At 69.1% G+C, this 25,556-nt stretch carries 21 protein-coding genes, 1 rRNA gene and 1 pseudogene; 16 read left to right on the forward strand and 7 right to left on the reverse strand.

Annotated elements, in window-relative coordinates:
* Nucleotides 1–192 precede the first annotated feature (192 nt).
* Nucleotides 193–309, forward strand: a 5S ribosomal RNA gene (gene rrf / locus ABZ796_RS20390).
* Between the two features lie 329 nt (nt 310–638).
* On the opposite strand, the gene ABZ796_RS20395 is transcribed toward rrf, so the two are convergent.
* Nucleotides 639–1,934 (reverse strand): MFS transporter, encoded by a 1,296-nt coding sequence (locus ABZ796_RS20395; RefSeq protein ID WP_357339331.1) that lies wholly within the window; start codon nt 1,932–1,934, stop codon nt 639–641.
* A 107-nt stretch (nt 1,935–2,041) separates the two neighbouring features.
* Between ABZ796_RS20395 and ABZ796_RS20400 the strand changes: the two genes are divergently transcribed.
* Entirely contained in the window at nt 2,042–2,842 is an 801-nt protein-coding gene (locus ABZ796_RS20400) for a siderophore-interacting protein (RefSeq protein WP_357339333.1), read from the forward strand.
* Nucleotides 2,843–2,949: 107 nt separating this feature from the next.
* On the opposite strand, the gene ABZ796_RS20405 is transcribed toward ABZ796_RS20400, so the two are convergent.
* The 3 genes from ABZ796_RS20405 to ABZ796_RS20415 are packed head-to-tail and all read right to left on the reverse strand — an operon-like array spanning nt 2,950 to nt 5,934.
* Nucleotides 2,950–4,215: an Nramp family divalent metal transporter gene (locus ABZ796_RS20405; protein WP_357339334.1), complete on the reverse strand. Its 1,266-nt coding sequence runs from the start codon at nt 4,213–4,215 to the stop codon at nt 2,950–2,952.
* A 21-nt stretch (nt 4,216–4,236) separates the two neighbouring features.
* Complete coding sequence (locus tag ABZ796_RS20410; protein ID WP_357339335.1) at nt 4,237–5,478, reverse strand: sigma-70 family RNA polymerase sigma factor; 1,242 nt, start codon at nt 5,476–5,478, stop codon at nt 4,237–4,239.
* A 27-nt stretch (nt 5,479–5,505) separates the two neighbouring features.
* On the reverse strand, nt 5,506–5,934 hold the full coding sequence (locus ABZ796_RS20415; protein ID WP_357339336.1) for a YciI family protein: 429 nt from the start codon (nt 5,932–5,934) through the stop codon (nt 5,506–5,508).
* A gap of 147 nt (nt 5,935–6,081) precedes the next feature.
* On the opposite strand from ABZ796_RS20415, the gene ABZ796_RS20420 reads away from it, so the two are divergent.
* Nucleotides 6,082–6,966, forward strand: a complete 885-nt coding sequence (locus ABZ796_RS20420) for an LLM class flavin-dependent oxidoreductase (RefSeq protein WP_357339337.1) — start codon at nt 6,082–6,084, stop codon at nt 6,964–6,966.
* Here ABZ796_RS20420 and ABZ796_RS20425 read toward each other — a convergent pair.
* Nucleotides 6,963–7,781, reverse strand: a complete 819-nt coding sequence (locus tag ABZ796_RS20425; protein WP_357339338.1) for a nicotianamine synthase family protein — start codon at nt 7,779–7,781, stop codon at nt 6,963–6,965. The two genes, ABZ796_RS20420 and ABZ796_RS20425, sit on opposite strands and share 4 nt — an antisense overlap.
* A 217-nt stretch (nt 7,782–7,998) precedes the next feature.
* Here ABZ796_RS20425 and ABZ796_RS20430 point away from each other — a divergent pair, with 217 nt between their 5' ends.
* Together ABZ796_RS20430 and ABZ796_RS20435 are read left to right on the forward strand one after the other, a co-directional pair.
* Nucleotides 7,999–8,376, forward strand: a complete 378-nt coding sequence (locus tag ABZ796_RS20430; protein ID WP_357339339.1) for a YciI family protein — start codon at nt 7,999–8,001, stop codon at nt 8,374–8,376.
* A 1-nt stretch (nt 8,377) separates the two neighbouring features.
* Complete coding sequence (locus ABZ796_RS20435) at nt 8,378–9,610, forward strand: sigma-70 family RNA polymerase sigma factor (RefSeq protein WP_357339340.1); 1,233 nt, start codon at nt 8,378–8,380, stop codon at nt 9,608–9,610.
* 14 nt (nt 9,611–9,624) lie between these two features.
* On the opposite strand, the gene ABZ796_RS20440 is transcribed toward ABZ796_RS20435, so the two are convergent.
* Nucleotides 9,625–10,203 carry a TMEM165/GDT1 family protein gene (locus ABZ796_RS20440; RefSeq protein WP_357339341.1) on the reverse strand — a complete coding sequence of 193 codons (579 nt, stop codon included), beginning with the start codon at nt 10,201–10,203 and terminating at the stop codon, nt 9,625–9,627.
* Between the two features lie 286 nt (nt 10,204–10,489).
* Here ABZ796_RS20440 and ABZ796_RS20445 point away from each other — a divergent pair, with 286 nt between their 5' ends.
* From ABZ796_RS20445 to ABZ796_RS20480, 8 genes and pseudogenes are all read left to right on the forward strand, one after another.
* Complete coding sequence (locus ABZ796_RS20445; RefSeq protein ID WP_357339343.1) at nt 10,490–11,299, forward strand: HAD family hydrolase; 810 nt, start codon at nt 10,490–10,492, stop codon at nt 11,297–11,299.
* Nucleotides 11,300–11,855: 556 nt separating this feature from the next.
* Complete coding sequence (locus tag ABZ796_RS20450; protein WP_357339344.1) at nt 11,856–12,623, forward strand: urea amidolyase associated protein UAAP1; 768 nt, start codon at nt 11,856–11,858, stop codon at nt 12,621–12,623.
* A gap of 53 nt (nt 12,624–12,676) precedes the next feature.
* On the forward strand, nt 12,677–13,411 hold the full coding sequence (locus ABZ796_RS20455) for an urea amidolyase associated protein UAAP2 (RefSeq protein WP_357339345.1): 735 nt from the start codon (nt 12,677–12,679) through the stop codon (nt 13,409–13,411).
* Nucleotides 13,408–17,085: an urea carboxylase gene (gene uca, locus ABZ796_RS20460; RefSeq protein WP_357339347.1), complete on the forward strand. Its 3,678-nt coding sequence runs from the start codon at nt 13,408–13,410 to the stop codon at nt 17,083–17,085. The genes ABZ796_RS20455 and uca overlap by 4 nt, the downstream gene beginning before the upstream one ends.
* Nucleotides 17,082–18,779, forward strand: a pseudogene (locus ABZ796_RS20465) (allophanate hydrolase). Before uca ends, ABZ796_RS20465 begins: the two are co-directional and overlap by 4 nt.
* Before the next feature lie 310 nt (nt 18,780–19,089).
* Nucleotides 19,090–19,776: a helix-turn-helix domain-containing protein gene (locus ABZ796_RS20470; protein WP_357339349.1), complete on the forward strand. Its 687-nt coding sequence runs from the start codon at nt 19,090–19,092 to the stop codon at nt 19,774–19,776.
* 153 nt (nt 19,777–19,929) lie between these two features.
* A complete protein-coding gene (locus ABZ796_RS20475; RefSeq protein WP_357339351.1) occupies nt 19,930–21,168 on the forward strand; it encodes a hypothetical protein in 1,239 nt (412 codons plus the stop codon).
* Between the two features lie 115 nt (nt 21,169–21,283).
* On the forward strand, nt 21,284–22,675 hold the full coding sequence (locus ABZ796_RS20480; RefSeq protein WP_357339352.1) for a cytochrome P450: 1,392 nt from the start codon (nt 21,284–21,286) through the stop codon (nt 22,673–22,675).
* Between the two features lie 72 nt (nt 22,676–22,747).
* Here the strand turns inward: ABZ796_RS20480 and ABZ796_RS20485 are convergent, their stop codons facing one another.
* The gene (locus tag ABZ796_RS20485; protein WP_357339353.1) at nt 22,748–23,701 is read right to left on the reverse strand and encodes a WYL domain-containing protein; all 954 of its coding nucleotides are present in this window, start codon (nt 23,699–23,701) and stop codon (nt 22,748–22,750) included.
* Nucleotides 23,702–23,785: 84 nt separating this feature from the next.
* Here ABZ796_RS20485 and ABZ796_RS20490 point away from each other — a divergent pair, with 84 nt between their 5' ends.
* From ABZ796_RS20490 to ABZ796_RS20500, 3 genes are read left to right on the forward strand one after another with little or no spacing between them, the layout of a single operon-like run.
* Nucleotides 23,786–24,421: a histidine phosphatase family protein gene (locus ABZ796_RS20490; RefSeq protein WP_357339354.1), complete on the forward strand. Its 636-nt coding sequence runs from the start codon at nt 23,786–23,788 to the stop codon at nt 24,419–24,421.
* On the forward strand, nt 24,418–24,747 hold the full coding sequence (locus ABZ796_RS20495) for a YnfA family protein (RefSeq protein WP_357339356.1): 330 nt from the start codon (nt 24,418–24,420) through the stop codon (nt 24,745–24,747). Before ABZ796_RS20490 ends, ABZ796_RS20495 begins: the two co-directional genes overlap by 4 nt.
* Nucleotides 24,748–24,757: 10 nt before the next feature.
* Nucleotides 24,758–25,327 carry an NUDIX domain-containing protein gene (locus tag ABZ796_RS20500; RefSeq protein WP_357339357.1) on the forward strand — a complete coding sequence of 190 codons (570 nt, stop codon included), beginning with the start codon at nt 24,758–24,760 and terminating at the stop codon, nt 25,325–25,327.
* Nucleotides 25,328–25,556 lie beyond the last annotated feature (229 nt).

The following is a 25,556-nucleotide window of genomic DNA, read 5'->3' on the forward strand; positions in this document are numbered from 1 at the left end:
ACTATGGGGTTGATAGGCCGGAGGTGTACAGCAGTGATGCCCAGCCGACCGGTACTAATAGGCCGAGGGCTTATCTTTCATAAACCCTCAACAAAGACAACAAACGAAGACCGTCAAGTCTCGCGTCCACAACCAACTGTTGTAACACAGGTTTGGTCACCTCCCCGGATGGGGAAGCGTGATCTCTAGAGTTACGGCGGCCATAGCGAAGGGGAAATACCCGGTCCCATCCCGAACCCGGAAGTCAAGCCCTTCAGCGCCGATGGTACTGCAACCGAGAGGCTGTGGGAGAGTAGGACGCCGCCGGACATAACTTTGCGCAGGGCCACCTCTTCGGAGGTGGCCCTGCTGCCATTTGTACCCGTTTTCGAGCTTGTCGAGATGCGTTGTATCGAGCTTGTCGAGATGATTGTGGCGGTCACTTCGCGCCACGCCCGGTTGACGTAGGCAGCCTCGCGAGGTCCAATGTCATAGTTGCAGTCCGTACCAAACCTCTCGAATTAGGAGTTCCCATGGTCAAGAAGCTGCTCATCGCCGCCGTCGTTGCCGTGGGTCTCGGCGTGGCCATCAAGCTGGTCACCAGCCGCTGATCCAGAGCTTCTCCAGCTGCCCGGTGCCCTCGAGGTGCCGGGCAGCTGTCATTTGGTGCCCTGAGAGGGTTCCTCGTCCGGCGTGATCGAGGCAGCAGGAACGACGGGCTGTTCCTTGGGGACGTCGACCTCGGTCAATGACCGGCGAGCGCCAGGGATGGCGAGGATGCCGGCGACCATGAGGAAGAGCAGCAGGCCGGCGAGCACGAGCAGCGACTCGACCGAGAACTGATCTGCGAGCGGACCGAAGACCACCATCGAGAGTGGCATGGCAACCGACATGACGATGCCGACGATGCCGAAGACCCGTCCCTGCATCTCCGGCTCGACGCGCTCTTGGAGGATCGTCATCGCGGGAGCGCTCAGCGCTGAGAAGGCGAACCCGATGAGCAGACCGAAGACGAAGAAGACCCACATGTTCGTGGAGACTCCGAGGCCGACGACGAACAGTCCGATGAGGACGACAGAACCGACCATCAAGCGCATGCGGTGGATGATCTTGGGCCCGAAGGTGGCCATGGCCGCACCGCCGGCCAGCATGCCGAAGCCCCAGAACAGCTCGTTCGCGGTGAGCTTCCAGACCTCGTCGCCGAAGGTGCGCGTGACCATGAGCGGGGTGAGGTACGAAGGGGCTCCGACCATCACCATGACCAGCGTGAACAGGACGAGGATCCAACGCACGTGCGCGTGGGTGGAGACGTACTTCAGGCCGGCGCGGAGGTCACCGAAGTAGGAGACCTTGCCCTGATCGGGGCGTACGAGACGGGCGACCGGGACGAGGGCCAGCAGACCGACGCCGATGAGGGCCGTGATGGCATCGATGAAGAAGACGGCGACGATGTCCATGCTGGCGTAGATGACCGCGGCGAGTGCCGGGGCGAGGAGCGCCATCGCGGACTGGATGGTCTGGAACGCTCCATTGATCCGGAGCAGTTGGGACTCCGGCGCGATCTGCGGGATCATCGCGGTGACCGCAGGCATCTGGATCCCGGCGAAGATCGAACGGATGGCCAGCGCGAGATAGATGATCCACAGGTCGTCGATCCCGCTGGCCATCAGGCCGGCCAGGATCAGCGTGGCGACCGCGATCGTGGCGTCGGAGCCCATGATGAGGAACTTGCGGTGATGCCGGTCGGCCCAGACGCCGCCGAAGATCGACATGAACGCCTGCGGGAGCATCCCGAAGACGAGGCTCAGCATCAGCACCGACCCGGAGCGGGTCTCGATGGTGAGATGCCACATCACGGCGTACATCACCAGCATCGAGCCGAGCAGGGAGACAGTTTGGCCGGCGAGGAAGATCGCTGCGTTGCGTTTCCAGCCGGAAAGCTCGACGGCGGGCATGCCGAACAGCCTTGACCTGGACGCTGAACGCGTCAACCGACTTTGGTCTCGCGGACCCGCTTGGCAGCGTAGGTAAGGTAAGCCTTACTTAAGAGGATGGAGCTGGCATGGGATTCGACGACGGCCGAAAGCTGAAGGGCGTGTACGCGGCCGAGGTGCTGCACAACAAGCAGGTCACGCCGCACATGGTGCGGCTCACTCTGGGAGGTGATGACCTGAGACGCTTCCCGCAGCGCGGCTTCGACCAGTGGTTCCGGCTCTTCCTGCCGCGGCCCGGTGGGGAGTCCACCAACTTCGATGTGGTGCCCGAGAAGCTTGGGACGATCGACTACTTCAAGTACATGAGGCATGGCGACCGGCCGCCGCTGCGCAACTACACCGTGCGTGAGCACCGGCCCGAGCTGGGTGAGATCGACGTCGACTTCGTCGTGCACGGGGATCTCGGGATCGCGGGCCCGTGGGCGCGTACCGCACAGGCCGGCGAACGGGTCGTGCTCATGGACCAGGGCACGGGCTTCGACTTCGCTCCGGACGCATCGTTCCATCTGCTCGTCGGGGACGAGTCCGCGCTTCCGGCGATCGTCGGGATCCTCCGAGACATGCCCCGCGACGCGCGCGGCCTGGCGATCATCGAGATTCCGGACATGGCCGACGTCCAGGACGTCTCCGGGCCTGAGGGGGTCGAGGTGCGCTGGCTCGCTCGAGCTGATTCCACCGAGCAGCCTGGGACGCTGGCGATCGCCGAGGTGAAGGCGTACATCCCCGAGGCGCCGGCCACGCTCTCGGCCTACCTCGTCGGTGAGCGGACGATCCCGGCCGAGGGCAGGCGCCATCTGGTGTCGCTCGGCGTGCCCAAGTCGCGGATCACGTTCGTCGGCTACTGGCGGATCGGCAAGGCGCAGGCGTAACCGTCCAGAAGCCGAGTCGGCTCATCCTGACAAGAAAAGGCGCCGAGTCGGCTCGTCATGACGAGCCGACTCGGCGGGGTTTTCGGTCAGTTCGAGCCGACTCGGCGTCAGCCGAGCAGGTCGGTGATGGTCGTGCGGATCTGGTCGAAGGCGAGCCAGGCGAAGAGCAGGGCGCAGATGATGAGGCCGATGTTGGAGACCCACTTGTTGCGCCACTCCGCCGGGGTGTGGCCGGTGTTGAGGAGCCAGAGCAGGGTGACGGCGAGGAACGGCATGAAGAACGCGCCGAGGACTCCGTAGATGAGGATCAGCCAGGTCGGCTCGTCGGCCAGCAGGAGCCAGATCATCGGCGGGAAGGTGAGCCACAGGATGTAGGAGCGGTACCAGAGGCCGCCACTCTTGGCCTCGGGCTCGTCCGCACGTCCGCGGATGGTGCCCATGAAGTCCGCGAACATCAGGCTGACGCCGTTCCAGACGCCGACCAGGGACGACATCGCCGCGGCCCAGAAGCCGATCAGGAAGAGCTTGCCGAACCAGTTGCCGTAGCGGTCGGAGAGCACCCGGGACAGGTCGAGCATGCCCTGGTCACCGGTGCCGATGGCGATGTTGGCCGAGTAGAGCAGCTCGGCGCCGACGATGAGGGTCGCGACGACGAAGATGCCGGTCACGACGTACGCCGTGGTGTTGTCGATCCGCATCACGCGCATGAACTGCGGGGTGCTCCAGCCCTTCTCCCGCAGCCAGTAGCCGTAGGCGGCCAGGGTGATCGTGCCGCCGACACCGCCGGCGACCGAGAGGATGTTGACCAGCGAGCCCTCCGGGATGGTGGGGGCCAGGCCGGTGAGGAGCTCGGGAAGGTTGGGCAGGGTCACCAGAGCGGCGCCGACCATGGTCACGAACATGATCCCCACGAGGACCGCGAGGAACTTCTCGAAGAGGCCGTATCGGCCCGCCCACACGATGGCGAGACCGATCAGGCCGGAGAGGATGCCCCAGAACTTCACCGAGGCGAACGAGAACAGCGCCGCCAGCGAGAGGCCGGTGCCGGCCATGGCCGCGGCGCCGTAGATGAAGCCCCAGATCACGATGTAGGGGCCGAAGTAGATCGTCGTCCAGATGCCCAGGCGGCGCCATCCCTGGAAGATCGTCTCGCCGGTGGCCAGGCTGTAGCGCCCGGCGCCCTCGACCAGGACCACCTTCAGGACACAGCCGACGATCACGGCCCAGAGCAGGGCGTAGCCGTACTTGCTGCCGGCGATCAGGGTGGCGACCAGGTCGGCGGCGCCGACACCGGTGGCGGCCACCACGAGACCGGGCCCCAGGATCCGCCAGCGCGGGGTTTCGGACGTCTCGGTCCTCGCTGCTTGTGACATGAGCGTCAGGTATACCCCGTTTTAGGTAAGATCAGCGACTTTCTGCTGCAGGACCGCACGCTCTCGCTCGTTCGTACACATCCCTGCCGCACGCTCCAGCTCCTCGCGCGCCTCGACGGTTCGGCCCAGTCGGCGCAGCAGCTCTCCGCGTACGGTCGGAAGGAGATGGGTGTGGTCGAGCCACCCTGCCCCTGTGATCGGGTCGGCGAGCCGGTCGACGATCTCCAGGCCCCGCAGCGGTCCGTGGGCCATCGCGACCGCCACGGCGCGGTTGAGGTCGACGATCGGGTTGGGCGCGATCCGGCCGAGGGCCTCGTAGAGGAGGATGATCCGCTCCCAGTCGGTGGTCTCTACCGAGTCGGCGGCCGCGTGGGTGGCCGCGATCGCGCCCTGGAGGCCATAGGGACCGAGCCCTCGTGGGGTCGCCTGCTCGAGGGCGGCCAGGCCGCGGCGTACGGCTCCTTGGTCCCACCGGGTTCGGTCCTGGTCCTCGAGGAGGACCGGGTCACCGTCGGCATCGGTGCGGGCGGGGAAGCGGGAGGCGGTCAGCTCCATGAGCGCAAGCAGGCCGTACGCCTCCGGCTCGTCAGGCAGTACGCCGATCAGCACCCGGGTCAGTCTCCGCGCCTCGCGGGCGAGGTCGGTGCGGATCAGGTCCTCGCCGGACGTGGCGGTGGAGCCCTCGGTGAAGATCAGGTAGAGGACGTTGAGCACGCCGGCGAGCCGCTGGCGGCGCTCGTCTGGCGAGGGCACCTCGAAGGGGACCTTCGCGGCCGCGATCGTCTTCTTCGCGCGGGTGATCCGAGCCTGGATCGTCGGCACCGGGACCAGGAACGCCCGGGCGATCTCCTCGCTGCTGAGGCCGCCGACGACCCGGAGCGTGAGCGCCACCCGGGCCTCCTTGGACAGCACCGGGTGGCAGGAGACGAACATCAGCGCGAGGACGTCGTCGTCGATCCGCTCGACGTCCAGGTCGTCGGCGTACGCCTCGTCCTGGTCATGGGCGATCGCCTCGTACTTCTCGCGCTGGACCCCGGCGCGCCTGATCGTGTCGATCGCCCGCCGCTTGGCGGTGGTCATCAGCCAGCCGACCGGGTTGGCCGGCTGGCCGTCGCGTGGCCAGGAGACCAGCGCCTCGGCGAGGGCCTCCTGGGCCGCGTCCTCGGCGAGGGCGAAGTCGCCGGTGTAGCGCGCGAGCGCGCCGACGATGCGGGCGGACTCGATGCGCCAGATCGCCTCGACGGCACGCGTCGCGTCACTCATCGGTGTCTTCTCCGGCAGTCTCGGCCGTCAGAGCTGCCCGTTCTTGGTCCGCCAGTCGAGCTCCTTCTGGATCCACGGGTTGTCCTGCGGAAACTCGTCGATCGTGGGCACCCGGCGGACCTCGACGGCGGAACCGGGGAAGCCACCGACCCGCTTGGCCCACTCGACCGCCTCCTCCTTCGAACCGACCGAGATCAGGTAGAAGCCCCCGAAGAGCTCCTTGGTCTCGCCGTAGGGACCGTCGGTGACCACCGGTGCCTCCTCGGCGTCGGTGTAGGTGACGACGGTGTGCTCCTCCGGGTCCAGCCCCTCCATCGCGAGCAGCACGCCCGACTTGATGAGCTCGTCGTTGAGCTTCCCCATCTTCTCGAGCATCTGCTCGAAGGGGATGGCGGCCATCGCGGCGTTCTGCTTGTCCTCGTCGATGGTGCGCCAGATCAGCATGTACTTCGGCATCTCGGATTCTCCTGTGTCGGTGGGGCCGTCTTGCCGGCCCGTTCATCCCTTGGTCGAACGAGGTCTACGCGGGATCGACAACCCTGCCAAGAATCCCGCTCGAATATTTTGGCGAAGGGGAGTTTCGCTCGTGGGTAGGTTGGGGTCGTGAAGATCTCGCTGTGGCCCAGTCCTGCCGTTCCCACTGCTGACATCCTTGCCGAGGCGCAGGCGGCTGACCAGGCAGGGTGGTACGGCGTCTGGTTCGCCGACCACTACATGCCCAACACCGGCTCCGAGGCCATCGACGACGGGCCGATGCACGAGGTGTGGGGGGTTCTCCCGGCGCTGGCCGCGACCACCGAGAACGTACGCATCGGTCCCCTCGTCTCCCCGACGACGATCCATCATCCGGCGCTGCTCGCGAACAGGTCCGCGACGATCGACCACATCGCCGGCGGGCGGTTCGTGCTCGGCATGGGTGCCGGCTGGCAGATCAACGAGCACAAGGTGTACGGCATCGACCTGCCGGGCGCGAAGGTGCTGGTCGACCGGTTCGAGGAGGCGATCGAGGTCACCCGGTCGCTGCTCGACAAGCCGCGTACGACCTTCGAGGGGACACACTTCCAGCTCACCGACGCTCCGTGCGAGCCGAAGCCGGTGGCCTCGCCCCTGCCGATCCTGGTCGGCGCCAAGGGCCCGCGGATGCTGCGCGTCGTCGCCCGGCACGCCGACGAGTGGAACACCTGGGGCACCCCCGAGAGTGCCGGCGCGGTGCGGGCCAAGCTCCTGGAGGCGTGCGAGCAGGTGGGTCGCGACCCCGCGACGATCAAGACGACCACCAACTTCATGCTCGACCTCGACGGTGCGAATCCGGGCTTCGCCAGAACGCAGACCGGTTCGGCCGGTGAGCTGCAGGACCTGATCGGCCGCTATGTCGCGGCGGGGTTCGACGAGTTCATCCTGCCGACCTGGAATCTCGGCGAGACCGGTGCCGAGCGGATCGAGCGGGCGGCACAGCTGAAGGCCGAGGTCCTCGACCCCGTGCTCTAGGGGCGCGCGAGGATCGCGCTGTTGATCACGTCGGTTCCCGGGGCGTCGACCTCGGGGTCGGCCTCGGCGACCACGTCCAGGCCGGCCAGAGCCTGCGGACCGACCTTCGGGTAGAGCAGCGTACGCAGCCCGCGGGCGCTCCGCGCCAGGACGAGGCCGCCCGGGGCGAGAGCGGTGACTGCCTTGTCGAGCACCGCGGCCTTCGCAGCATCGTCGGAGCCGACCAGGCCGGCGAGAAGTACGACGTCGGCGGGGCGCGGTGGCGTGGCGGCGGCGGCTTCGGCGTGCTCGAACGTCACACCGACGGCCCCCAGGCGGCCGAACGCGGCGGAGGAGAGCCGGATCGCCTCGGCGTCGTGGTCGACGCAGTGCACCGCGACGCCCTGCTCGGCCAGGCAGAGCGCGGTGAGGGGGAGCGGCCCCGAGCCGAGGAGCAGGACGTGCCGCGGGACGGTGCCCTGGCGGCGTACGGCCTCCAGCTCCATCTCCACGAGGAGCCGATAGTTCTCGCGGTAGGGGAAGTGGGCGAACGCCGCGGCGGGGTCGGGGGAGTGCGCGATCCGGTCGGCCCAGACCCGCTCGAGCGCGTGCTCGCCCGCGGACGCGACCGATCGGAAGACGGCCGGTGACCGCGAGGGCGGCAGCGCGGCCAGCACGGTCTCGGCCTCCGACTCGGGCACGCTCAGCACGGCGGTCACCAACCGGTTGAAGAGCGCGTTGACGACGATCCCGGGCTCCAGCGTCGGCTGGTCGAGCAGGTCGTCGAGGGTGGAGACAAGACGTTCGTCGATGGCTTCGAACGTTCCCGGATTCACAACCGGTCACCCTTCCACATCGGTGACGGTCGCTGCAGGCTGTTCCGCCTCAGGAGCCCGCTCCGCGGCACGGAAGTTGCGATGGGCAGGTCGTGGCGCCGCACCCCTATTCGCACACGTCGACGGCTCGCTTCTGGGACCATGTAGAACTACGCCGATCGGCTCCGACGTATCCCCGTAAGCACGCCTACGGAAGGCGCCGACGAAAGGGAAGAGCATGAAGTACGTCATCCTGATCCATTCCAACCCGCAGCCGTGGGGCCACCCGACCGGTGACTTCATCCCCGAGCTCCAGTCGCTGCCGCAGGCGGCCAGGGAAAAGCTCAACGCGGCCTTCGAGGGGATCATGGAGGAGCTCTCGGCCAACGGTGAGCTCCTCGGCGGGCAGCCGCTCGCGGATCCGGCCTCGGCCAAGCTCTACCGGTGGGAGGCTGGCGAGCCGATCGCCACCGACGGTCCCTACTCGGAGGCCAAGGAGCATCTGGCCGGCTTCTTCCTGATCGACGTGGAGTCTCAGGAGAGAGCCGAAGAGGTCGTACGCAGCTTCAGCGGCCCCGGTGAGACCGTCGAGCTGCGGCCGGTGGCAACCTACTGACATGACGGTCACGGGAGTCGAGGACGTGTGGCGGCAGGAGTCCGCCCACGTCCTCGGCGCCCTGCTGCGGGTCCATCCCGACCTCCCCGACTGCGAGGACGCGGCCCAGGAGGCGCTGATCGCCGCCAGCCAGAGATGGCCGCGCGACGGCCTGCCGGTCGACCCGCGGGCGTGGCTGATCCGGGTGGCTCATCGACGCCTGATCGACCAGCTGCGCGCGGACACGGCGCGGACCCGGCGAGAGGTCGCCGACGGGATCGCCCGGCGGCTCGACGACCCGGACCCCGCGGCCGTGGAGATCGGCTCGGCCTACGACGACTCCCTGCGGCTGATGATGATGTGCGCCCATCCCGCGCTGCGCCGCCCCTCCCAGGTGGCGATCACGCTGCGGTGTGTGGGCGGTCTGACGACGTCGGAGATCGCGGCTGCGTACCTGGTTCCGGATGCGACCATGGGGCAGCGGCTCAGCCGGGCGCGGGCGACGCTGAAGGACGAGAAGTTCTGCTCGCCGGCGCCCGACGAGTTGCCCGAGCGGATCGCGTGCGTTCTCGACGTCTGCCACCTGATCTTCAACGAGGGCCACACCCGCACCAGTGGCCCTGAGCTGCAGGGCATCGAGCTCACCGACGAAGCGATCCGGTTGACCCGGATCGTGCGCGGCGTGCTCCCGGAGCACGACGAGGCCACCGGCCTGCTCGCGCTGATGCTGCTGACCCAGGCCCGCTCGTGCGGTCGCGTCGACCACCTCGGCGACCTGATCCCGCTCAAGGACCAGGACCGCTCGCAGTGGGACCAGGAGCTGATCCGTGAGGGTGTCGAGCTGCTGGAGGACGTACTCCCTGAAGGGCCGGTGGGCCGCTACCAGCTCCAGGCCGCGATCGCCGCGGTCCATGCCGAGGCAGAGTCGTACGAGGCCACCGACTGGCTCCAGATCAACCTGCTCTACGGGATGCTCGCGCAGGTCGCGCCCTCGCCGGCGGTCACGCTCAACCGGGCCGTCGCCGTGGCGATGAGTCTCGGCCCCGAGCACGGGATCGAGATCGTACGCGACCTGCTGGAGCACCCGGCGATGCAGCGACACCATCGCGCCCATGCCGTGCTGGCGCACCTGCTCGAGCAGTCCGGCGACGTCGCGACTGCCCGGGAGCACTACGTGCTGGCGGCCCGGCTGACGCAGAGCGTGCCGGAGCAGCGCTACCTGAACCGCCGGATCAAGTCGCTCGACCAGTCCTGAGGCCTAGCGCGCCATTAGAGATTCACGACGCCATCGATGACGAGGATGATCCCGAAGATCGCGAACAGCGCGGCGGCGCCGTACTTGATCACGTTCTCGGGGAGCTTGCGGCCCAGGAGCGCGCCCACCCCGATGGCGAGCGCGTCGGCCGCGACCATCCCGACGGTGGAGCCGATCCAGGTGCCGAGCCAGCCCTCCTGGGTGGCCAGGGTGATCGTCGCGAGCATCGTCTTGTCACCGAGCTCGGCCAGGAAGAACGCGATCCCGACGGCGATGATCGCCATGCCCCGGCTGTTGCGGGCCTTCTTGGCCTCGTCCTCGGTGAGCTCGTCGCCCCGCAGGGTCCATCCCGCGAAGAACAGGAAGGCGATCCCGGCGACGATGGTGATGTAGTGCTGGTGCTCGGCGAAGGCGTCACCGATGAGGGCGCCGATGCCGACCGAAGCCAGGTGGACGATCGCGGTGGCGGCGGTGATCCCGATGATCACGTCTCGAGCCCGGTAGCGGGTGGCGAAGGTCATCGCCATGAGCTGGCTCTTGTCGCCGAGCTCGGCGACGAAGATGACCGCGGTGGAAAGCAGGAAGGCGTACACAGGGTTCCTCTCCGGCGCCGGCCGGAGGCATCCGCACGTGGGGTGGAGATCCTTCGACCAGCACCGTCACGTAGATACACGGGTGCTTGGTCGAAGGTCTCGTCCGCCACTTTCGTGGCCGATCGCGCCGGGCTCTGAGGCCAGTATGTCGACGCGACTGTTGAGGACTACTCCCCTTCGTGGCTCCAGTCTAGGCCAGAGACCTCACGCGGCCCCACTCGGGTGGGTCGGCGGTCCCTTGGCTGAATTCCCGCAGTCGAGATCCGATCGTGGTTAGGCTGAATTCATGGACGAGGCCGGGGTGCGCGCGGTCCTCTTCGGTTTGCACGACACCCTCGTCCCGAGCGGTCATCCCGCCGAGCGCGACGCGGTGGCCAGGGGGATGGGCGCGGATCTCTGCGTCGACCCCGATGCGTTCGCGGCCGCGGTCGCGGACACCTTCGACGAGCGCGTACGCGGTCTGATGGCCGATGTACACCACACCGTGCGCTACCTCGCCCGACGGGTCGGCGGGTCGCCGACCGAGTCCCAGGTGGAGCGCGCGATCTCGCGGCGACTGAACTACGCGCTCTCCCTGCATGCCGCGACCTGGGCCCTGCCTGCGCTCGAGTCGCTGCGCAGGCGAGGGTTCAAGCTCGGCCTCGTCGCCGACTGTGGGGCCGAGACGGTCGCGATTTGGCAGCAGAGCCCGCTCGCGGCCCACCTGGACGCTGTCTCGTTCTCCTGCCAGACCGGCGTACGCAAGCCGGACTCGGGCGCCTACCTCGTCGCCGCGGCGGCTCTGGAGGTGCATACCGATGAGTGCGTCTACGTCGGCGCCGGCGCCGACCACGAGCTCAGCGGGGCCGAGGCGGTCGGGATGCGGACGGTGCGGTTCCGTGCTGGCGCGCTCGAGGAACTCGACGAGGCGGTGTATCGAGCTTGTCGAGATGACGTCGCCTTCGCCCCGGATCCCGAGTGGAGCGGACCGACGATCAGCGACCTGAACGAGCTCGTCGGGATGATCGGGATCCCGATGCCGCGCGAAGGGTCCGAATCGCGGACGTTCGTCTCCGGCAATGTGGTGCCGTGGGGTTCGAAGAGATCGTCCCGCTGATCTCGGGCTGAGCCCGGCACCGGCCTGTCGAGCGTCTCGAGGTGACTGTCCGTTGTGGGTCAGGGTCCCACTCCTGGGGGTCGATGTCAGCCGAACCAGCGATCCGCCCCGCAATTCGGTCCGCTCCTCGGCACGGCGCCGGAGTGCCATCGGAACGGTGTCTGAAATCACACCGGGCCTGTTACCTGTCGTTTGACAGTTTTCTCGTCCGTAGGGCTGGTCACCTCTTCGAGGAGTTCGCTCCATCAGGCGGCACCGCACGCGGGAAATCGGCAGCAAATGCTCCGCCCCCCTAGCCAGTGCCGACTGAAAACGGTAAGAATCGATCGACCGACAGGGAAGAATTTTTCCGACTCCGACCCCACATTTCGGACTCAGGTTTCCAACAGTCTTGGTTTGCCCCCGACGCCCTTGACCTACATGCTTACCTGTCAGTCGACAGGTTAATCATGCTTCAAGGAGGACCCGGGTGGCGCTAGCTGCAGACCACAGCACGGACACGGTGCTGAACGCACGGGCAGACGCTCGCGCGCAAGGGGGGCAGGTCAGCGACTGGATGCCGTACCTACCGGCGTCGGCGAGCCCGTTCTGTCCGGAGGACGTCGACCCGGACGCTCTGACCTGGGCCGAGACGGTCGCCCCCGGCGGATACACCCACAAGGTGCTCGCGCGAGGCACGCGGTTCCGGCTCGAGGACCCGACGGGCGAGGCCTGTGCCCACACCCTCGTCTACAACGCGCTCGAGCCGACCGAGCGGCTCAACGTCGCGGACACCCAGAAGATCCCGTGGCAGGCCTACCTCGGTGCCGGCCACCCGCTGCTCTCCGGTGACGGCCGGGTGCTCGCCACGATCGTCGCCGACACCTCGGGCCGGCACGACGCGTTCTGCGGCACGAGCACCGCCGCGTGGAACGTGCTGCGTTACGGCACCGCGCTGCCCGAGGGGCCTGCGCCCGCGGGCCGTGATCTGTTCGTGAAGGCGGCCGCCAAGCACGGACTCGGGCCGGCCGACGTACCTCCCTCGGTCTCGTTCTTCCAAGGAGTCCGGGTCGCCTCGGACGGGAGCTTCGAGTGGTTCGGCTCGTCAGGTGCCGGGACGTCGGTCGAGCTCGTGGCCGAGCTGCCCCTGATCGTGCTGATCGCCAACGTGCCGCACCCGCGCGACCCCCGTCCGGGCTACGTCGTCGGGCCGCTGCGCGTGCACGCCTGGCGTACGCCGGAAAGCACTCCCACCACCCCGGCGGACGAGCGTTTCGACGCCTCTCCCGAGGTTCGGCGGGCTTATCTGAACACGATCGACTATGCGGAGGCTCGGGGACTGTGACAACCACGATCGACAACCCGGTGATGAGGCCTGTGACGACCATTCCCGTCCCTGTGACCACCTATCTGACGCCCGACGGGCAGCTGGTCTCCAGCGTCCCGGTCGGGGCGTCGTACGCCGACGGCACTCACCTGGAGTGGGGTGATCCGCTGGTGCCGGGTGCCGTCGTGCTGGACGAGCAGGTGGCTCCGCGGGCCTCGTGGTCGGGTGTCGTACGTGCCGGGCAGGTGTTGACGATCGTCGATGTCGGCGGCAACCAGTCGGGTGACTGCCTGCTCTACAACGCGCACCACACCGACGAGCGTTACAGCGCTCCGGACACGCTCGCGTGGCAGGACAACGCCTACATCCGCACCGGGACCGTGCTGCGCAGCAACCTCGGTCGTGCCCTGATGACCGTCGTCGACAACGAGATCGACCGCCAGGACACCATCGGCGGCGCCTGCTCGCGCGAGTCCAACACGCTGCGCTACGGCCACCACGTGATGTATCACCACGGCTGTCGGGAGAACTTCCTGACCGAGGGTGCCAAGCACGGGCTCGGCATGCGCGACATCGTCTCCAACATCAACTGGTTCATGAACGTGCCCGTGGAGGAGGACGGCTCCCTCGGCATCGTCGACGGCATGTCGGCGCCGGGGAAGAGGGTCGCGCTGCGCGCGGAGATCGACACGCTCGTGCTGATCTCCAACTGCCCGCAGATGAACAACCCCTGCAACGACTTCAACCCGACTCCGCTGCGGATGATCGTCACCGAGCCCGACGTCGACTACGAGGTCGGCCAGTGAGCGGTGGGCCATCCGTCGACACCGTTCTGGTCGCCAACCGAGGGGAGATCGCCCGCCGGGTGATGCGCACCGCGCGCGAGCTCGGCATGCGTACGGTCGCGGTCTTCTCCGAGGCCGACCGGGCGGCACCACACGTGCGGGAGGCCGACGAGGCCGTCTGTCTGGGCTCCGCGCCCGCACGGGACTCCTACCTCCGTGGCGACCTGATCATCGCAGCAGCCCTGCGCACCGGCGCGGGGCTGCTCCATCCCGGCTACGGCTTCCTGTCCGAGAGCGCCGCGTTCGCCCGTGAGGTGGAAGCGGCGGGGTTGCGGTTCGTCGGCCCGACGCCCGAGCAGATCAGCGCCTTCGGCGAGAAGCACTCGGCCCGGCGGCTCGCCGAGAACGCCGGGGTGCCGATGCTGGCAGGCACGGGATTGCTCTCCGGTCCGGACGAGGCGGCCGAGGAGGCCGCCCGGATCGGGCTGCCGGTGATGGTCAAGGCGACCGGCGGCGGTGGCGGCATCGGGATGACCGCATGCAGCTCGGAATCCGACGTGAGGGTTGCGTTCGAGCGTGTCGCGCGGCTCGCCCAGACCAGCTTCGGGACCGCCGGGGTGTTCCTGGAGCGCCTGGTGCGGCCGGCCCGCCACGTCGAGGTGCAGATCTTCGGTGACGGCGAGGGCCAGGTCGCTGTCCTCGGTGACCGCGACTGCTCGCTGCAGCGCCGCAACCAGAAGGTGATCGAGGAGGCGCCCGCGCCTTCCCTTCCTGAGCACGTACGAACGGTCCTGCACGACTCCGCACGCCAGCTCGCCAAGTCGGTCTCCTACCGCTCGGCGGGGACCGTGGAGTTCGTCTACGACCCGGGCCGGGAGCAGATCTCCTTCCTGGAGATGAACACCCGCCTCCAGGTCGAGCACGCGGTCACCGAGCAGGTGATGGGCATCGACATCGTCGAGCTCATGCTGCGCCTGGCTCGCGACGGCGTCACCGCCCTGCCCGACGAGCTCTTCCGCAAGTGCCCAGCACCCCAGGCGTACGCCGTGGAGGCACGGGTCTACGCCGAAGACCCGGCCAAGGACTCGATGCCGTCGTCCGGCCTGGTCACGCGGGCTCTCCTGCCGGAGCCGAGCGACGGCGTCAGGGTGGACTCCTGGATCGAGACCGGGCTCGAGGTCTCGCCCCACTACGACCCGCTCCTCGCCAAGGTGATCGCCACCGGCGCGACCCGCGACGAGGCGCTGGACAGGCTGGGCGACGCGCTCGCGCAGACTCGGATCGACGGGATCGTCACCAACGTCTCGGCGCTGCGCGCGATGACGACGTACGCCGAGCTCCGCTCGGCCACGCACTCGACCTCGACGCTGGCCGAATGTGCCAAGGAGGGCCGCGGTGGGGACCCCGATCCGCGGATCGACGTGCTCGACCCGGGCGTGCTCACCACCGTCCAGGACCTCCCCGGCCGGGTGGGCTACTGGCAGGTCGGCGTGCCTCCCTCAGGTCCGTTCGACCCGGTCTCCTTCGCCGAGGCCAACCTGGCCGTCGGCAACCACCGGGGTGCCCCGGGTCTCGAGGTCACGGTGCCGCTGGCGACGGGCCGCGCGACGGCCAACGGACCGACGCTGGTCTTCTCCGATCCCGCCGTCGTCTGCGTGACCGGTGCCCCCATGCCGGTCAGCGTCGACGGCGTCCCTGCCCCGCAGTGGGAGCCGATCGAGCTCCCCGCGGGGTCGACGTTGACGCTGGGTCGCACCGACGGGCCCGGGCTGCGGACCTACATCGCGGTCCGGGGTGGCCTGGACGTACCTGAGTATCTGGGCAGTGCCTCGACGTTCACGCTGGGCGGGTTCGGCGGGCACGCCGGGCGTACGCTCCAGCGCGGCGACGTGCTCCGTCCCGGAACCGCGGTCGACCCGCAGGCGCAGCCGGCGGCGACCCCGGTGTCGCGGCGGCCGGCGCTGACCAACACCTGGGAGATCGGCGTCACCGAGGGCCCGCACGGCGCCCCGGAGTTCTTCACGCGTGCGGACCTGGACCAGCTCTACTCCGCGAGCTACCGGGTGCACCACAACTCGGCTCGCACCGGCGTACGCCTGATCGGTCCCAAGCCGACCTGGGCCCGTGCCGACGGTGGCGAGGCCGGGCTGCATCCCTCGAACATCCACGACACCCCGTACACGGTGGGATCGCTCGACTTCACAGGCGACACCCCGATCATCCTCGGCCCCGACGGCCCGTCGCTGGGCGGCTTCGTGTGCCCGGCGGTGGTCGCCAGCGGCGAGCTGTGGAAGATCGGCCAGTTGCGCCCCGGCGACACGGTGCGGTTCGTGCCGGTGTGGGAGGGCAAGGCGGCCGGCCTGGTCAACCATCGTTCCTCCTTCACGGTGGAGTCGACGGGTGGTGACGGAGACGACGGCGTCCTCGGCCGGCTGCCGGAGACACCGGCGCGGCCGGAGGTCACCTACCGCCGCAGCGGGGACAACTCCCTGCTGGTGGAGTACGGGCCGATGACGCTCGACCTGGGACTTCGGATGCGGGTGCATGCGCTGCAGTCGGCCCTGGCCGAGCACGCGCCCGCCGGGATCATCGACGTCACGCCGGGGATCCGGTCGCTCCAGGTGCACACCGACTCCTCGGTCCTGCGCGCCGGCCAGGTCGCGGGGCTCCTGCGTGAGCTGGAGGAGGATCTCCCGGCCACCTCGGAGCTGACCGTGCCCTCGCGGCGGGTGCGGCTGCCGCTGTCCTGGGACGACCCGGCGACCCGGGAGGCGATCGAGCGCTACACCGCAGGCGTACGCGACGACGCACCGTGGGCGCCGTGGAACATCGAGTTCATCCGCCGGATCAACGGGCTCGCCTCGGTCGAGGAGGTCCATCGGACCGTCTTCGACGCGACGTACCTGGTGCTCGGCCTGGGGGACGTCTATCTGGGGGCGCCGGTCGCGACGCCGCTGGACCCGCGGCACCGGCTGGTGACGACGAAGTACAACCCGGCGCGCACCTGGACGGCGGAGAACTCTGTCGGGATCGGCGGGGCGTACATGTGCATCTACGGCATGGAGGGGCCGGGCGGCTACCAGCTGGTCGGCCGGACGACGCAAGTGTTCAACCGCTTTCGGCGCTCCACCTCTGCCGGGGGACTCTTCCATGACGACCCCTGGGCGCTGCGATTCTTCGACCGGATCGAGTGGTACCCGGTCTCCGCCGACGAGCTCCTGGAGCTGCGGGCGGAGGTCGATGCCGGACGCGGCGAGTTCGAGACAGAGGAGGGCACCTTCTCGATCATGGAGTACGACCGCTTCCTGAGCGCCAACGCGGACTCGATCGCGGCCTTCCGTGACCAGCAGTCCACCGCCTTCGACGAGGAGCGCGAGCGCTGGAAGGAGGCGGGGGAGTTCGACATCTGCGATCGCATCGACGCGCGCGGCGAACCGTCGGAGATCGAGGTGCCGGAGGGGTGCGTGCAGGTGACCGCGCCGTTCACCTCGACCGTCTGGAAGGTCGTCGCGAGCCGTGGGTCGAAGCTGGCCCTGGACGCGCCGCTGATGGTCGTCGAGGCGATGAAGATGGAGGCGAGCGTCCCCAATCCGGTCGCCGGCGAGGTCGTCGAGATCTACGTGAAGCCGGGCGAGCAGATCGTCCCGGGGCAGGTCATCGCCGCGGTGCGGCCGGTCGACGGGGCGTCGTCTTGATCCACGCGCTTCCCGGTGGCGCGCTCGCCCGTGCCACCGAGGCCCTCGACCGGATCGACGCATCGGACCGGCCGGAGATCTGGATCTCGCTGCGTACGCGTGCCGACCTGCTCGAGGAGGCGGCCGCGATCGACGCGAAGGTGGCCGGCGGCGAAGTGCTGCCACTGGCCGGGCGCCTGCTGGCGGTCAAGGACAACATCGACGTACGTGGCCTGCCGACGACCGCGGGCGCGCCCTCGTTCGCGCACCAGCCTTCCGCCGACGCCACTGCCGTCGCCCGGCTGCGGGCGGCCGGGGCGCTGGTCGTCGGAAAGACCAACCTGGACCAGTTCGCGACCGGCCTGGTCGGCACCCGCAGCCCGTACGGAGCGGTCCGCAACGCCTGGGATCCGAGCCGGATCTCGGGCGGCTCCTCGTCGGGCTCGGCGGTCGCCGTCGCCCTAGGCCTGGTCGACCTCGCGCTGGGGACCGACACCGCGGGCTCCGGACGGGTGCCGGCGGCGCTCAACGGCATCGTCGGGGTCAAGCCGTCACGTGGGCTGGTTCCCGTCACCGGTGTGGTGCCCGCCTGCTACACGCTCGACTGCGTCACCGTCTTCGCCCGGGATCTGGCGTCCGCGCGGGCGGCCGCGGAGCTGATGGCCGGCCCTGACGCCTCGGATCCGCTGTCGCGTACGTTGCCGGCGGACGCCGGGCTGCCACCGGTTCCGCGGGTGGCGGTGCCGACCGGCGAGCACCTCGACGGGCTCGCCCCGGGGTGGGCTGCCGCCTTCCGGGCCGTGGTCGCGCGGCTGGCCGCCGCCGGGACCGAGATCGTCTAGGCCGACATCTCGCCGCTGCTCGAGGCCGCCCGGCTGCTCTACGACGGGGCCTTCGTCGCCGAGAGGTACGCCGCGGTGGGCGCCCACCTCGAAGCCAACCGGGACCTCATCGGCACCGAGCTGGACCCGACGGTCGCCGCGATCGTGCTCGCGGGGGCGTCGGCCAGCGCAGCCGACTGGGCGCGCGACGTCGCTCTTCTCGCGCGCCTGGGGGCCGAGGGACGAGAGGCCCTCGCGGGTTGCGCGGCGTTGCTGACGCCGACGACGACATGGCATCCGACGCTGGCCGAGGTGGCCGCGGATCCGGTCGGCGCGAACGCGCGTCTGGGGCGCTACACCAACTTCGCGAACCTGCTCGACATGGCCTCGCTCGCGCTCCCGGCCGGCCAGGTCGGTGGGCTGCCCTTCGGGGTGATGCTGACCGGGGCGGCCGGCAGCGACCGCACCCTGGCCGCGCTCGGCCACGCGCTGCTCAGTCCCTGTATCGATCTCTTCGTGGTGGGCGCGCACCTGTCCCGGCAGCCGCTCAACCACCAGCTGGTCGAGGCCGGGGCGACCCTGCTGCGCCCGGTGTCGACCTCGGCCGACTACCGGTTGTTCGCGCTGGAGACGGTGCCGCCCAAGCCCGGGCTCGTCCGGGCGGGTGGCTCCGGGGACGGGGCGCGGATCGAGGGCGAGCTGTGGCGCGTCCCGGCCGCGGGCTTCGGGACGTTCGTGGGTGGCGTACCTGCTCCGATGGTCATCGGAAAGGTCACGTTGGGGGACGGCTCCTCGGTTTCGGGATTTCTCGTCGAGCCGTGTGCCGTCGAAGAGGCCGTCGATATCTCGACGCACGGAGGTTGGCGCCGTTACCGATCTGAGCAGGGCCTTTAACGTTCAGCATGGATATCGGTTACGGGACCGGGGTCATTCCTCCAGGTGGCACACGCCTCTGTTCAGGGGCCTGACCCCCAGTCACACTGGGCAGAATCCGCCAGCATTATCGCCCCGGGAGGATGCTGTGCCACGTCTATCGGTTCGTCGTGTCATACACTTTGTTGACAGGGAATTCAACCCTCCCGTGGGACTTTCGACTCTGTTCTTTAGGGGAAGAAGACTCTTTCGAATCTTCCCCGAAACTCGGGAGGCCGCTTAGATGGCGTACATGACAACTAGGCGTTCTCGGCCCGGCCGCCCCAGGCATGTGCCCGATTCGGGTACCGCCTCACCACGTGACCAGATCCTCGATGCTGCTGCGCGACTCTTCGTCTCCCAGGGTTTCGCGGCGACGTCCACCCGCGAGATCGCCGACCAGGTCGGCATCCGTCAGGCCTCCCTCTACTACCACTTCGCAGGCAAGGACGAGATCCTTGTCGAACTGCTCCGTAAGTCGGTTCGACCGACCACGGACAAGGTCGACAAGATCCGCAACCAGGTGCCGCCGCTCGATTATGAGACCGCTCTTTATCTGCTGGTTCTCGTCGACGTACGAACGCTTGCCGATGTGCCGCATAACGTCGGCATGCTCTACATGCTGCCGGATGTGACCAACGGCGAGGTCTACGACGAGTTCCGTAAGGAACACGACGAGCTGGCAGCCGCCTACGCCGATCTCGCCAGCAAGGTGGCCTCGGAGAAGGTGCTGGAGGGCGTCAGCCTGAAGCAGCTGGGCAACATGCTCATCCAGCAGGTCGAAGGCGTCATCAACATGCGCACCGAGATGCTCACCGAAGGCGAGGTCCGGAGAATCTCGTGCCCGGAGGCGTGGGCGATCGCCTCCTCGTGCCTACGGATCTGCGGGGTCGGCCAGGACAAGATCCAAGCCGCGAACGCGGTCGCCGTCGACATGCTCGACGACTTCCTCGAGGACAGGGTCCGCGAGCTCGCCTGACAAGGCAGGCTGACAAGACGGTAACTGGTGGGTAGGGCTTGCGCGTGTGAGTTGCCCCGTTGAGGCTTGAACGACAAACTTTCCGAGCCCGTTGCCCGCTTCCCCACCGCGAGGACCCCCACACGTGTGCATTGACCCTTCCGGAGGCCGCTGATGGCCCGGAAGCAGACAGCCATCCTCTCCGTCACCCGCGGGGTCACGACGCTCAACGGCCTGGTGGTGGATCGTCCGTGGGGAGAGGACCCGCACCAGGCGGGTATCCGTGCCGTGCGGGAACAGCTCGCCGGCCCGAGTCGCAAGCCCGTCCAGGTCGTCGCAACCGACGACGAGGCTCGTGTCCGGATGGTCGTCCATCCCGACGGACACGTCACCGACGTCGAGACCCTCGAGGTCTTCGGGAGCTACGGCTCGCCCGATGACGTTCCCGGCGCGGCCTGGCTCCCTGCCGGTGCCGGGCCGGTGGTCGTCCAGGGCATCGTCGAGCCGGACCCCGAGCCTGAGCCGGAGCCGTACGTGCCGCCGGTTCTGGCCGTTCCGGCGCCTGCTGTCGAGCCACCGGAGCCGGTTGCTGAGCCGGTTGCTGAGCCCGAGCCGGAACCTGAGCCGGAACCCGAACCCGAACCTGCACCGCCGCCGGCACCTGCGCCGCCTCCACCACCTGCGCCGCCTCCAGCACCTGCGCCGGTGCCTGAGCCGGAACCCGAGCCGGAAGCGGCACCCGACCCAGAGCCCGAACCGGAGCGTGGACCCCCCGCCCGGCGGGCCGTCGCCGGGCCGTTGGTGCCGCTGCACCACCTGGAGTCGGGCCCCTACCGGCGGACGCGGATGACGCGTCGCGGCTGGGTGGTCCTGGTCGTCCTCGCCGTCCTCCTGCTGCTCCTGATCTACGTGGTCGTACGCGGCGTCGTGGCCGGTTCGGACCCGGGCTCCGCCGACAAGAACGAGCCGCAGGGCCGGCAGTCGGCGCCGAGTGCGAGGGCCAGCGACGAGGTCACCGAGTCGCCGTCACCGAGCGCATCGGCGTCCTCGGTGCGCGTCGACCCGACGCCCACTCCGACGCCCACTCCGACGCCGAAGCCCAAGCCGACCAAGAAGCCTGCGCCCGAGCCGACCAGGACGCTGTCGGTGAAGGCGATCGCGATGACCGAGGCCATCGGTCTGCGGATCGACACCAGCAGGCTGCCGGTGACGGCCACGATCGCGATGGATCCGTGGGGTGCGCCGGAGCGGTTCACGCGTACGGTCACGATCACCGAGCCCGACCAGCTCGTCGTGGTCAAGCCGGTCGCCTCCGGGCACGCGAAGTGGAGCGTCCGGGTCGACGGCGCCGCGAAGGTCACCGGTTACACGCACTCGTGGCCCAAGGGCGATCGCGAGTTCGTCAAGCGCTGATTTCCGGGCCTAGGCGGTTCGATACAGGACTGAATTGCTACCACGGTCGGATGTGTGGGACTCCCGTCCGGCGTACGCTGCATGGGAACGTGTTCCTGCGCCTCGGAGGTCTCGCATGCCGCTCAAGATCACGCCGCCCGCCGGCACCCGCACGATTGCGGGTCGAACGCTGGGCCGGACGTTGGGGACGGTGGAGCACACCGCCAAGCAGGGCGTGCGCTGGGCGCTGGGGCACGGGTTGCCGCGTACGGCCATCGTCCGGTCCGCCCGGAAGGGTGACCTTCAGGGCGACCTGATCCTGAGCGGGCCCGGGTCGCACACCTTCGACCTGGTCGACCTGTTCGAGGAGTTCCGTGCGCGTGGGCCGCTGTACCAGGGCGGATTCAGCCACCTCGCGGTCGACCACGAGGTCATCAAGGAGGTGCTGACCAGCAACGACTTCATCACCGGGTTCTTCGCGCCCGACGAGTCGGGCACCGGTCTGCTGGCGAGGGCGGCGAGCTGGTCGGCGAGCGACGTCTTCGCCCCGCTCCAGCCGCCGTCGCTGCTGGCGACCGAGCCGCCGGAGCACACCCGCTACCGCAAGCTGGTCACTCGTGTCTTCACGGTGCGTGCGGTCGAGAAGCTGCGTGCTCGCACCGAGGAGATCGCCCGAGAGCTGCTCGACGACCTGGAGAAGGAAGCCTCCTCAGGTGCCGACGTCGACCTCGTCACCCGCTACTGCGGGCTGCTGCCGATCACAGTCATCTCCGAGGTGCTCGGTGTCCCCGTCGATCTGCGCGAACGCATGCTCGAGCTGGGCAAGGGCGCCGCGCTGAGCCTCGACATCGGGCTGGGCTGGCGCACGTTCCGGGACATGGAGGCCTCCCTGGAGGAGTTCGACACCTGGCTCCGCGGCCACCTGGAGTATCTCGCCGAGCACCCCGGTGACGACCTGCTCAGCCAGCTCGTCGCCCTCCGCGACGACGGTGACCGGCTCAGCGAACGGGAGCTGCGTGCCATCGCCGGGCTGGTCTTCGCGGCGGGCTTCGAGACCACCGTGAACCTGATCGGCAACGGCATCGCGCTGCTCCACGACAACCCCGCTCAGCTCGAGGTGCTCGAGGAACGGCCCGACCTGTGGTCGAACGCCTCCGACGAGATCCTGAGGCTCGATCCGCCGGTGCTGCTCACCGGCCGGGTCGCCCGGCGTGACTCCACCATCGCCGGCCAGGCGATCCCGCGCGGCACGATCATCAACACCGTGCTGGCCGCCGCCAACCGCGACCCCGCCGTCTTCACCGACCCGCACACCTTCGACGTCACCCGGGAGAACGCCCGCGACCACCTCTCCTTCTCCAGCGGCCGCCACTTCTGCCTCGGCGCCGCCCTGGCCCGGATGGAGGGAGAGATCGGCCTCCGGCTCCTCTTCGAGCGCTTCCCGGACCTGAAGCTCAGCGACGACCGCGAGCGCCACCCCACCCGCATCCTCCGCGGCTATTCACACCTCCCCGCCCGCCTCAACTGACCCCTACCGGTCGAGCGGCCGGAGCCACTAGGCGCTCGGTCGCAGGCGGCCTCGCGGCTCGACCAGCAAGGGTCAGCGGCGCTGGGCGGCGTCGAGGAGTCGCTGACCGAGGACGGCTACGCAGCGGCGTACCTCATCGCCTTCGACGACCCGGAAGGGGACGGCGCGGCGGGCGAGCTCCTGGGCGTACCACTCCGGGCTGTTGGTGCTTCCGACGAGACGGCAGTGGCCGTCGTCGACGGGCTCCAGGCGGCCCAGGACGCGCGGAAGGTAGCGGTCGACCTGCGCGAACGGGGCGTCGAAGACGACCTCGACCGAATAGGCCCAGCCCTCGCCGAGGTGTTCCTCGACCTCGGTGACGGGGTCGATCTCGGGACGTACGAAGCTGGTCTCCTCGATGTCGACGGCGCCCATCCGGTCGACCCGGAGAACCCGCCGCGCGTCGGCGGTGTGCGACCAGCAGAGCAGGTACCAGCGGGCATGACGCACGACCACCGCCCAGGGATCGACGACCATCTTGCGCTCGTTGCCGTTCTCGGTCGTGTACGCGATGGTGGTGCGCCGCCGGGAGTCGCAGGCCTGGACCAGGCTGGTGGTGATGTCCGGGTCGGGCGAGACGGCGCTCTGGTCGGGGACGGCCGAGATCGTACGCCGCACCGCAGCCACCGTCTGGGACAGCGACTCCGGTAGCACTCGGCCGATCTTGCCGACCGCGCTCCCGACCGGGCCGGTGGCGTCGGCGATGTCGTGGTGGCCGTCGAGCAGGGCCATCACCAGGCCGAGCGCCTCCGCGGTGGTGAAGATGAGCGGCGTACGCATCCCTCGGCCGAGCCGGTAGCCGCCGTAGGGACCGCGCTCGGACTCGACCGGGATCCCGGCCTCCCGCAGGATCGCGACATAGCGCCGGGCGGCTCGCTCGGTGACTCGCAGCCGCTCGCCCAGCCGCTCGGCGGTGATGCCGGGGGAGGACTGCAGCAGCTCGAGGGTGAGCAGCGCCCGAGCGGTCGGGCTCTCGTCATGTCCCATCGTGGCGGCTCCCGGAAGTAGTTCGTCCGGATTCAGATTAGTCCGTGCCTGCCAGCGGGGTGGGTCCCGTACCCTTACCGGCATATGAGACTCCTGCTGATCAGACACGGCCAGACCCCGAACAACGTCTCGGGGGCGCTCGACACCGCCTTTCCTGGGGCCGGCCTGACCGAGCTCGGACTGTCCCAGGCCGCGGCGGTGCCGGATGCCCTGGTCGGGGAGAGGATCGCGGGGCTGTACGCCTCCCGGCTGGTGCGTACGCAGCTGACCGCCGAGCCGCTCGCGAACCGGCTCGGGTTGCCGGTCGTCGTGCAGGAGGGGTTCGAGGAGATCAGCGCCGGCCACCTGGAGATGGCCACCGACACGGAGTCCGTGACGGCCTATCTCGAGGCGCTCGGCGACTGGATCGCCGGCACGCTCGAGACCCCGGTGCCGGGCGGTGAGGCGGGCCACGAGTTCTTGGCGCGCTACGACGCCGCGGTGCAGGCCGTGGTCAAGCAGCACGAGCCCGATGACACCGTCGCGATCGTCTCGCACGGTGCGGCGATCCGGATGTGGACCGGGCTGCGCACCACACAGTCACCCGCCTTCGGCGACGACAACCGGATCCGCAACACCGGCCTCGCGGTCGTCGAGGGCAGCCTGGAGGAGGGCTGGACGACGATCTCCTGGAACAACGACCCGCTGGGCGGTGCGCACCTGATCGGCGACGGCTTTTGATCCTCCGCTCGCTCCTGCTCTTCGTGCTCGCCGCGATCGCCGAGATCGGTGGCGCCTGGTTGGTCTGGCAGGGGCTCCGGGAGCATCGCGGCTGGCTCTGGGTGGGCGCCGGATTCATCGCGCTCGGCCTCTACGGCGTCATCGCCACCCTGCAGCCCGACGCCCACTTCGGGCGGATCCTGGCTGCGTACGGCGGTGTCTTCGTCGTCGGCTCGATCGCCTGGGGGATGGCGATGGACGGTTACCGGCCCGACCGCTGGGACATCGCCGGTGCGGCGCTGTGCCTGGCCGGGATGGGCATGATCATGTACGCGCCGCGTGGGTGAGGATGGCGCCATGGCCTCACCGGAAGAATCCCCACGCACCTTCGTCCCGGTCGCGCCGGAACAGCGCCCGCGCCGCACCCGTAGCACGGTCCGCGTGCTCCTGATCGACGACCGCGACCGGATTCTGCTCTTCGCCGACTCCGACCCGGGCATCCCCGGAGCGCGTTGGTGGATCACTCCCGGCGGCGGCATCGATCCGGGCGAGAGCGAGCGGGGCGCCGCGGTGCGCGAGCTCGAGGAGGAGACCGGTCTCCGGGTCACCGGGGCCGACCTGCTCGGGCCGACGATGCGGCGGACCGTGGTGCACGGCTACAGCGACGTGGTCATCGACCAGGACGACGTCTTCTACGCCTGCTGGGTGCCCGCCTTCGAGGTCTCCACGGCGGGCCACACCGAGGAGGAGCAGCTCACCATGGCCGAGCACCGCTGGTGGACGCGGGCGGAACTCGCGGCGACCGATGAGGAGATCTGGCCGGCGGCGCTCCTCGACCTGTGGAAGGACGCCGACGTACGCCGCGACGCGGCCGTCTCCGCACCTGCCGATGGCGGATGGGTGGAGGAGTCCTCGGTCCCCGCCTGACGTCCGGGCTCTGGAAGTGCCGCAGCCGACCATCCCCCTCGATGGTCGGCTGCGGTCTTGCGAGATCTGTCCGTATCCCTCGATGAGACGAGATCTCTCGCGTGTGTCGGCCGCTCGAGCGTGAATCCCCCGATCCGCTCGTGCGGCGACACTCAGTCCGTGGTGCGGCCCCCCGACCGCGCTCTGGTCCTCCCCCTCAGCAGGACCAGAGCGTCCACCCACAGCAACA

It is taken from the genome of Nocardioides sp. NPDC047086, from assembly GCF_040643685.1.
GTDB lineage: Bacteria > Actinomycetota > Actinomycetes > Propionibacteriales > Nocardioidaceae > Nocardioides.

Excerpts from the sequence above, each read along its gene's own strand:
- ABZ796_RS20410 (WP_357339335.1), bottom strand. The coding sequence starts at position 5,478 with ATGAGTGACGCGACGCGTGCCGTCGAGGCGATCTGGCGCATCGAGTCC.
- ABZ796_RS20400 (WP_357339333.1), top strand. The coding sequence starts at position 2,042 with ATGGGATTCGACGACGGCCGAAAGCTGAAGGGCGTGTACGCGGCCGAG.
- ABZ796_RS20480 (WP_357339352.1), top strand. The coding sequence starts at position 21,284 with ATGCCGCTCAAGATCACGCCGCCCGCCGGCACCCGCACGATTGCGGGT.
- ABZ796_RS20430 (WP_357339339.1), top strand. The coding sequence starts at position 7,999 with ATGAAGTACGTCATCCTGATCCATTCCAACCCGCAGCCGTGGGGCCAC.
- ABZ796_RS20405 (WP_357339334.1), bottom strand. The coding sequence starts at position 4,215 with ATGTCACAAGCAGCGAGGACCGAGACGTCCGAAACCCCGCGCTGGCGG.
- ABZ796_RS20435 (WP_357339340.1), top strand. The coding sequence starts at position 8,378 with ATGACGGTCACGGGAGTCGAGGACGTGTGGCGGCAGGAGTCCGCCCAC.
- ABZ796_RS20490 (WP_357339354.1), top strand. The coding sequence starts at position 23,786 with ATGAGACTCCTGCTGATCAGACACGGCCAGACCCCGAACAACGTCTCG.
- ABZ796_RS20485 (WP_357339353.1), bottom strand. The coding sequence starts at position 23,701 with ATGGGACATGACGAGAGCCCGACCGCTCGGGCGCTGCTCACCCTCGAG.
- ABZ796_RS20450 (WP_357339344.1), top strand. The coding sequence starts at position 11,856 with ATGCCGTACCTACCGGCGTCGGCGAGCCCGTTCTGTCCGGAGGACGTC.
- ABZ796_RS20445 (WP_357339343.1), top strand. The coding sequence starts at position 10,490 with ATGGACGAGGCCGGGGTGCGCGCGGTCCTCTTCGGTTTGCACGACACC.
- ABZ796_RS20415 (WP_357339336.1), bottom strand. The coding sequence starts at position 5,934 with ATGCCGAAGTACATGCTGATCTGGCGCACCATCGACGAGGACAAGCAG.
- ABZ796_RS20395 (WP_357339331.1), bottom strand. The coding sequence starts at position 1,934 with ATGCCCGCCGTCGAGCTTTCCGGCTGGAAACGCAACGCAGCGATCTTC.
- ABZ796_RS20475 (WP_357339351.1), top strand. The coding sequence starts at position 19,930 with ATGGCCCGGAAGCAGACAGCCATCCTCTCCGTCACCCGCGGGGTCACG.
- ABZ796_RS20500 (WP_357339357.1), top strand. The coding sequence starts at position 24,758 with ATGGCCTCACCGGAAGAATCCCCACGCACCTTCGTCCCGGTCGCGCCG.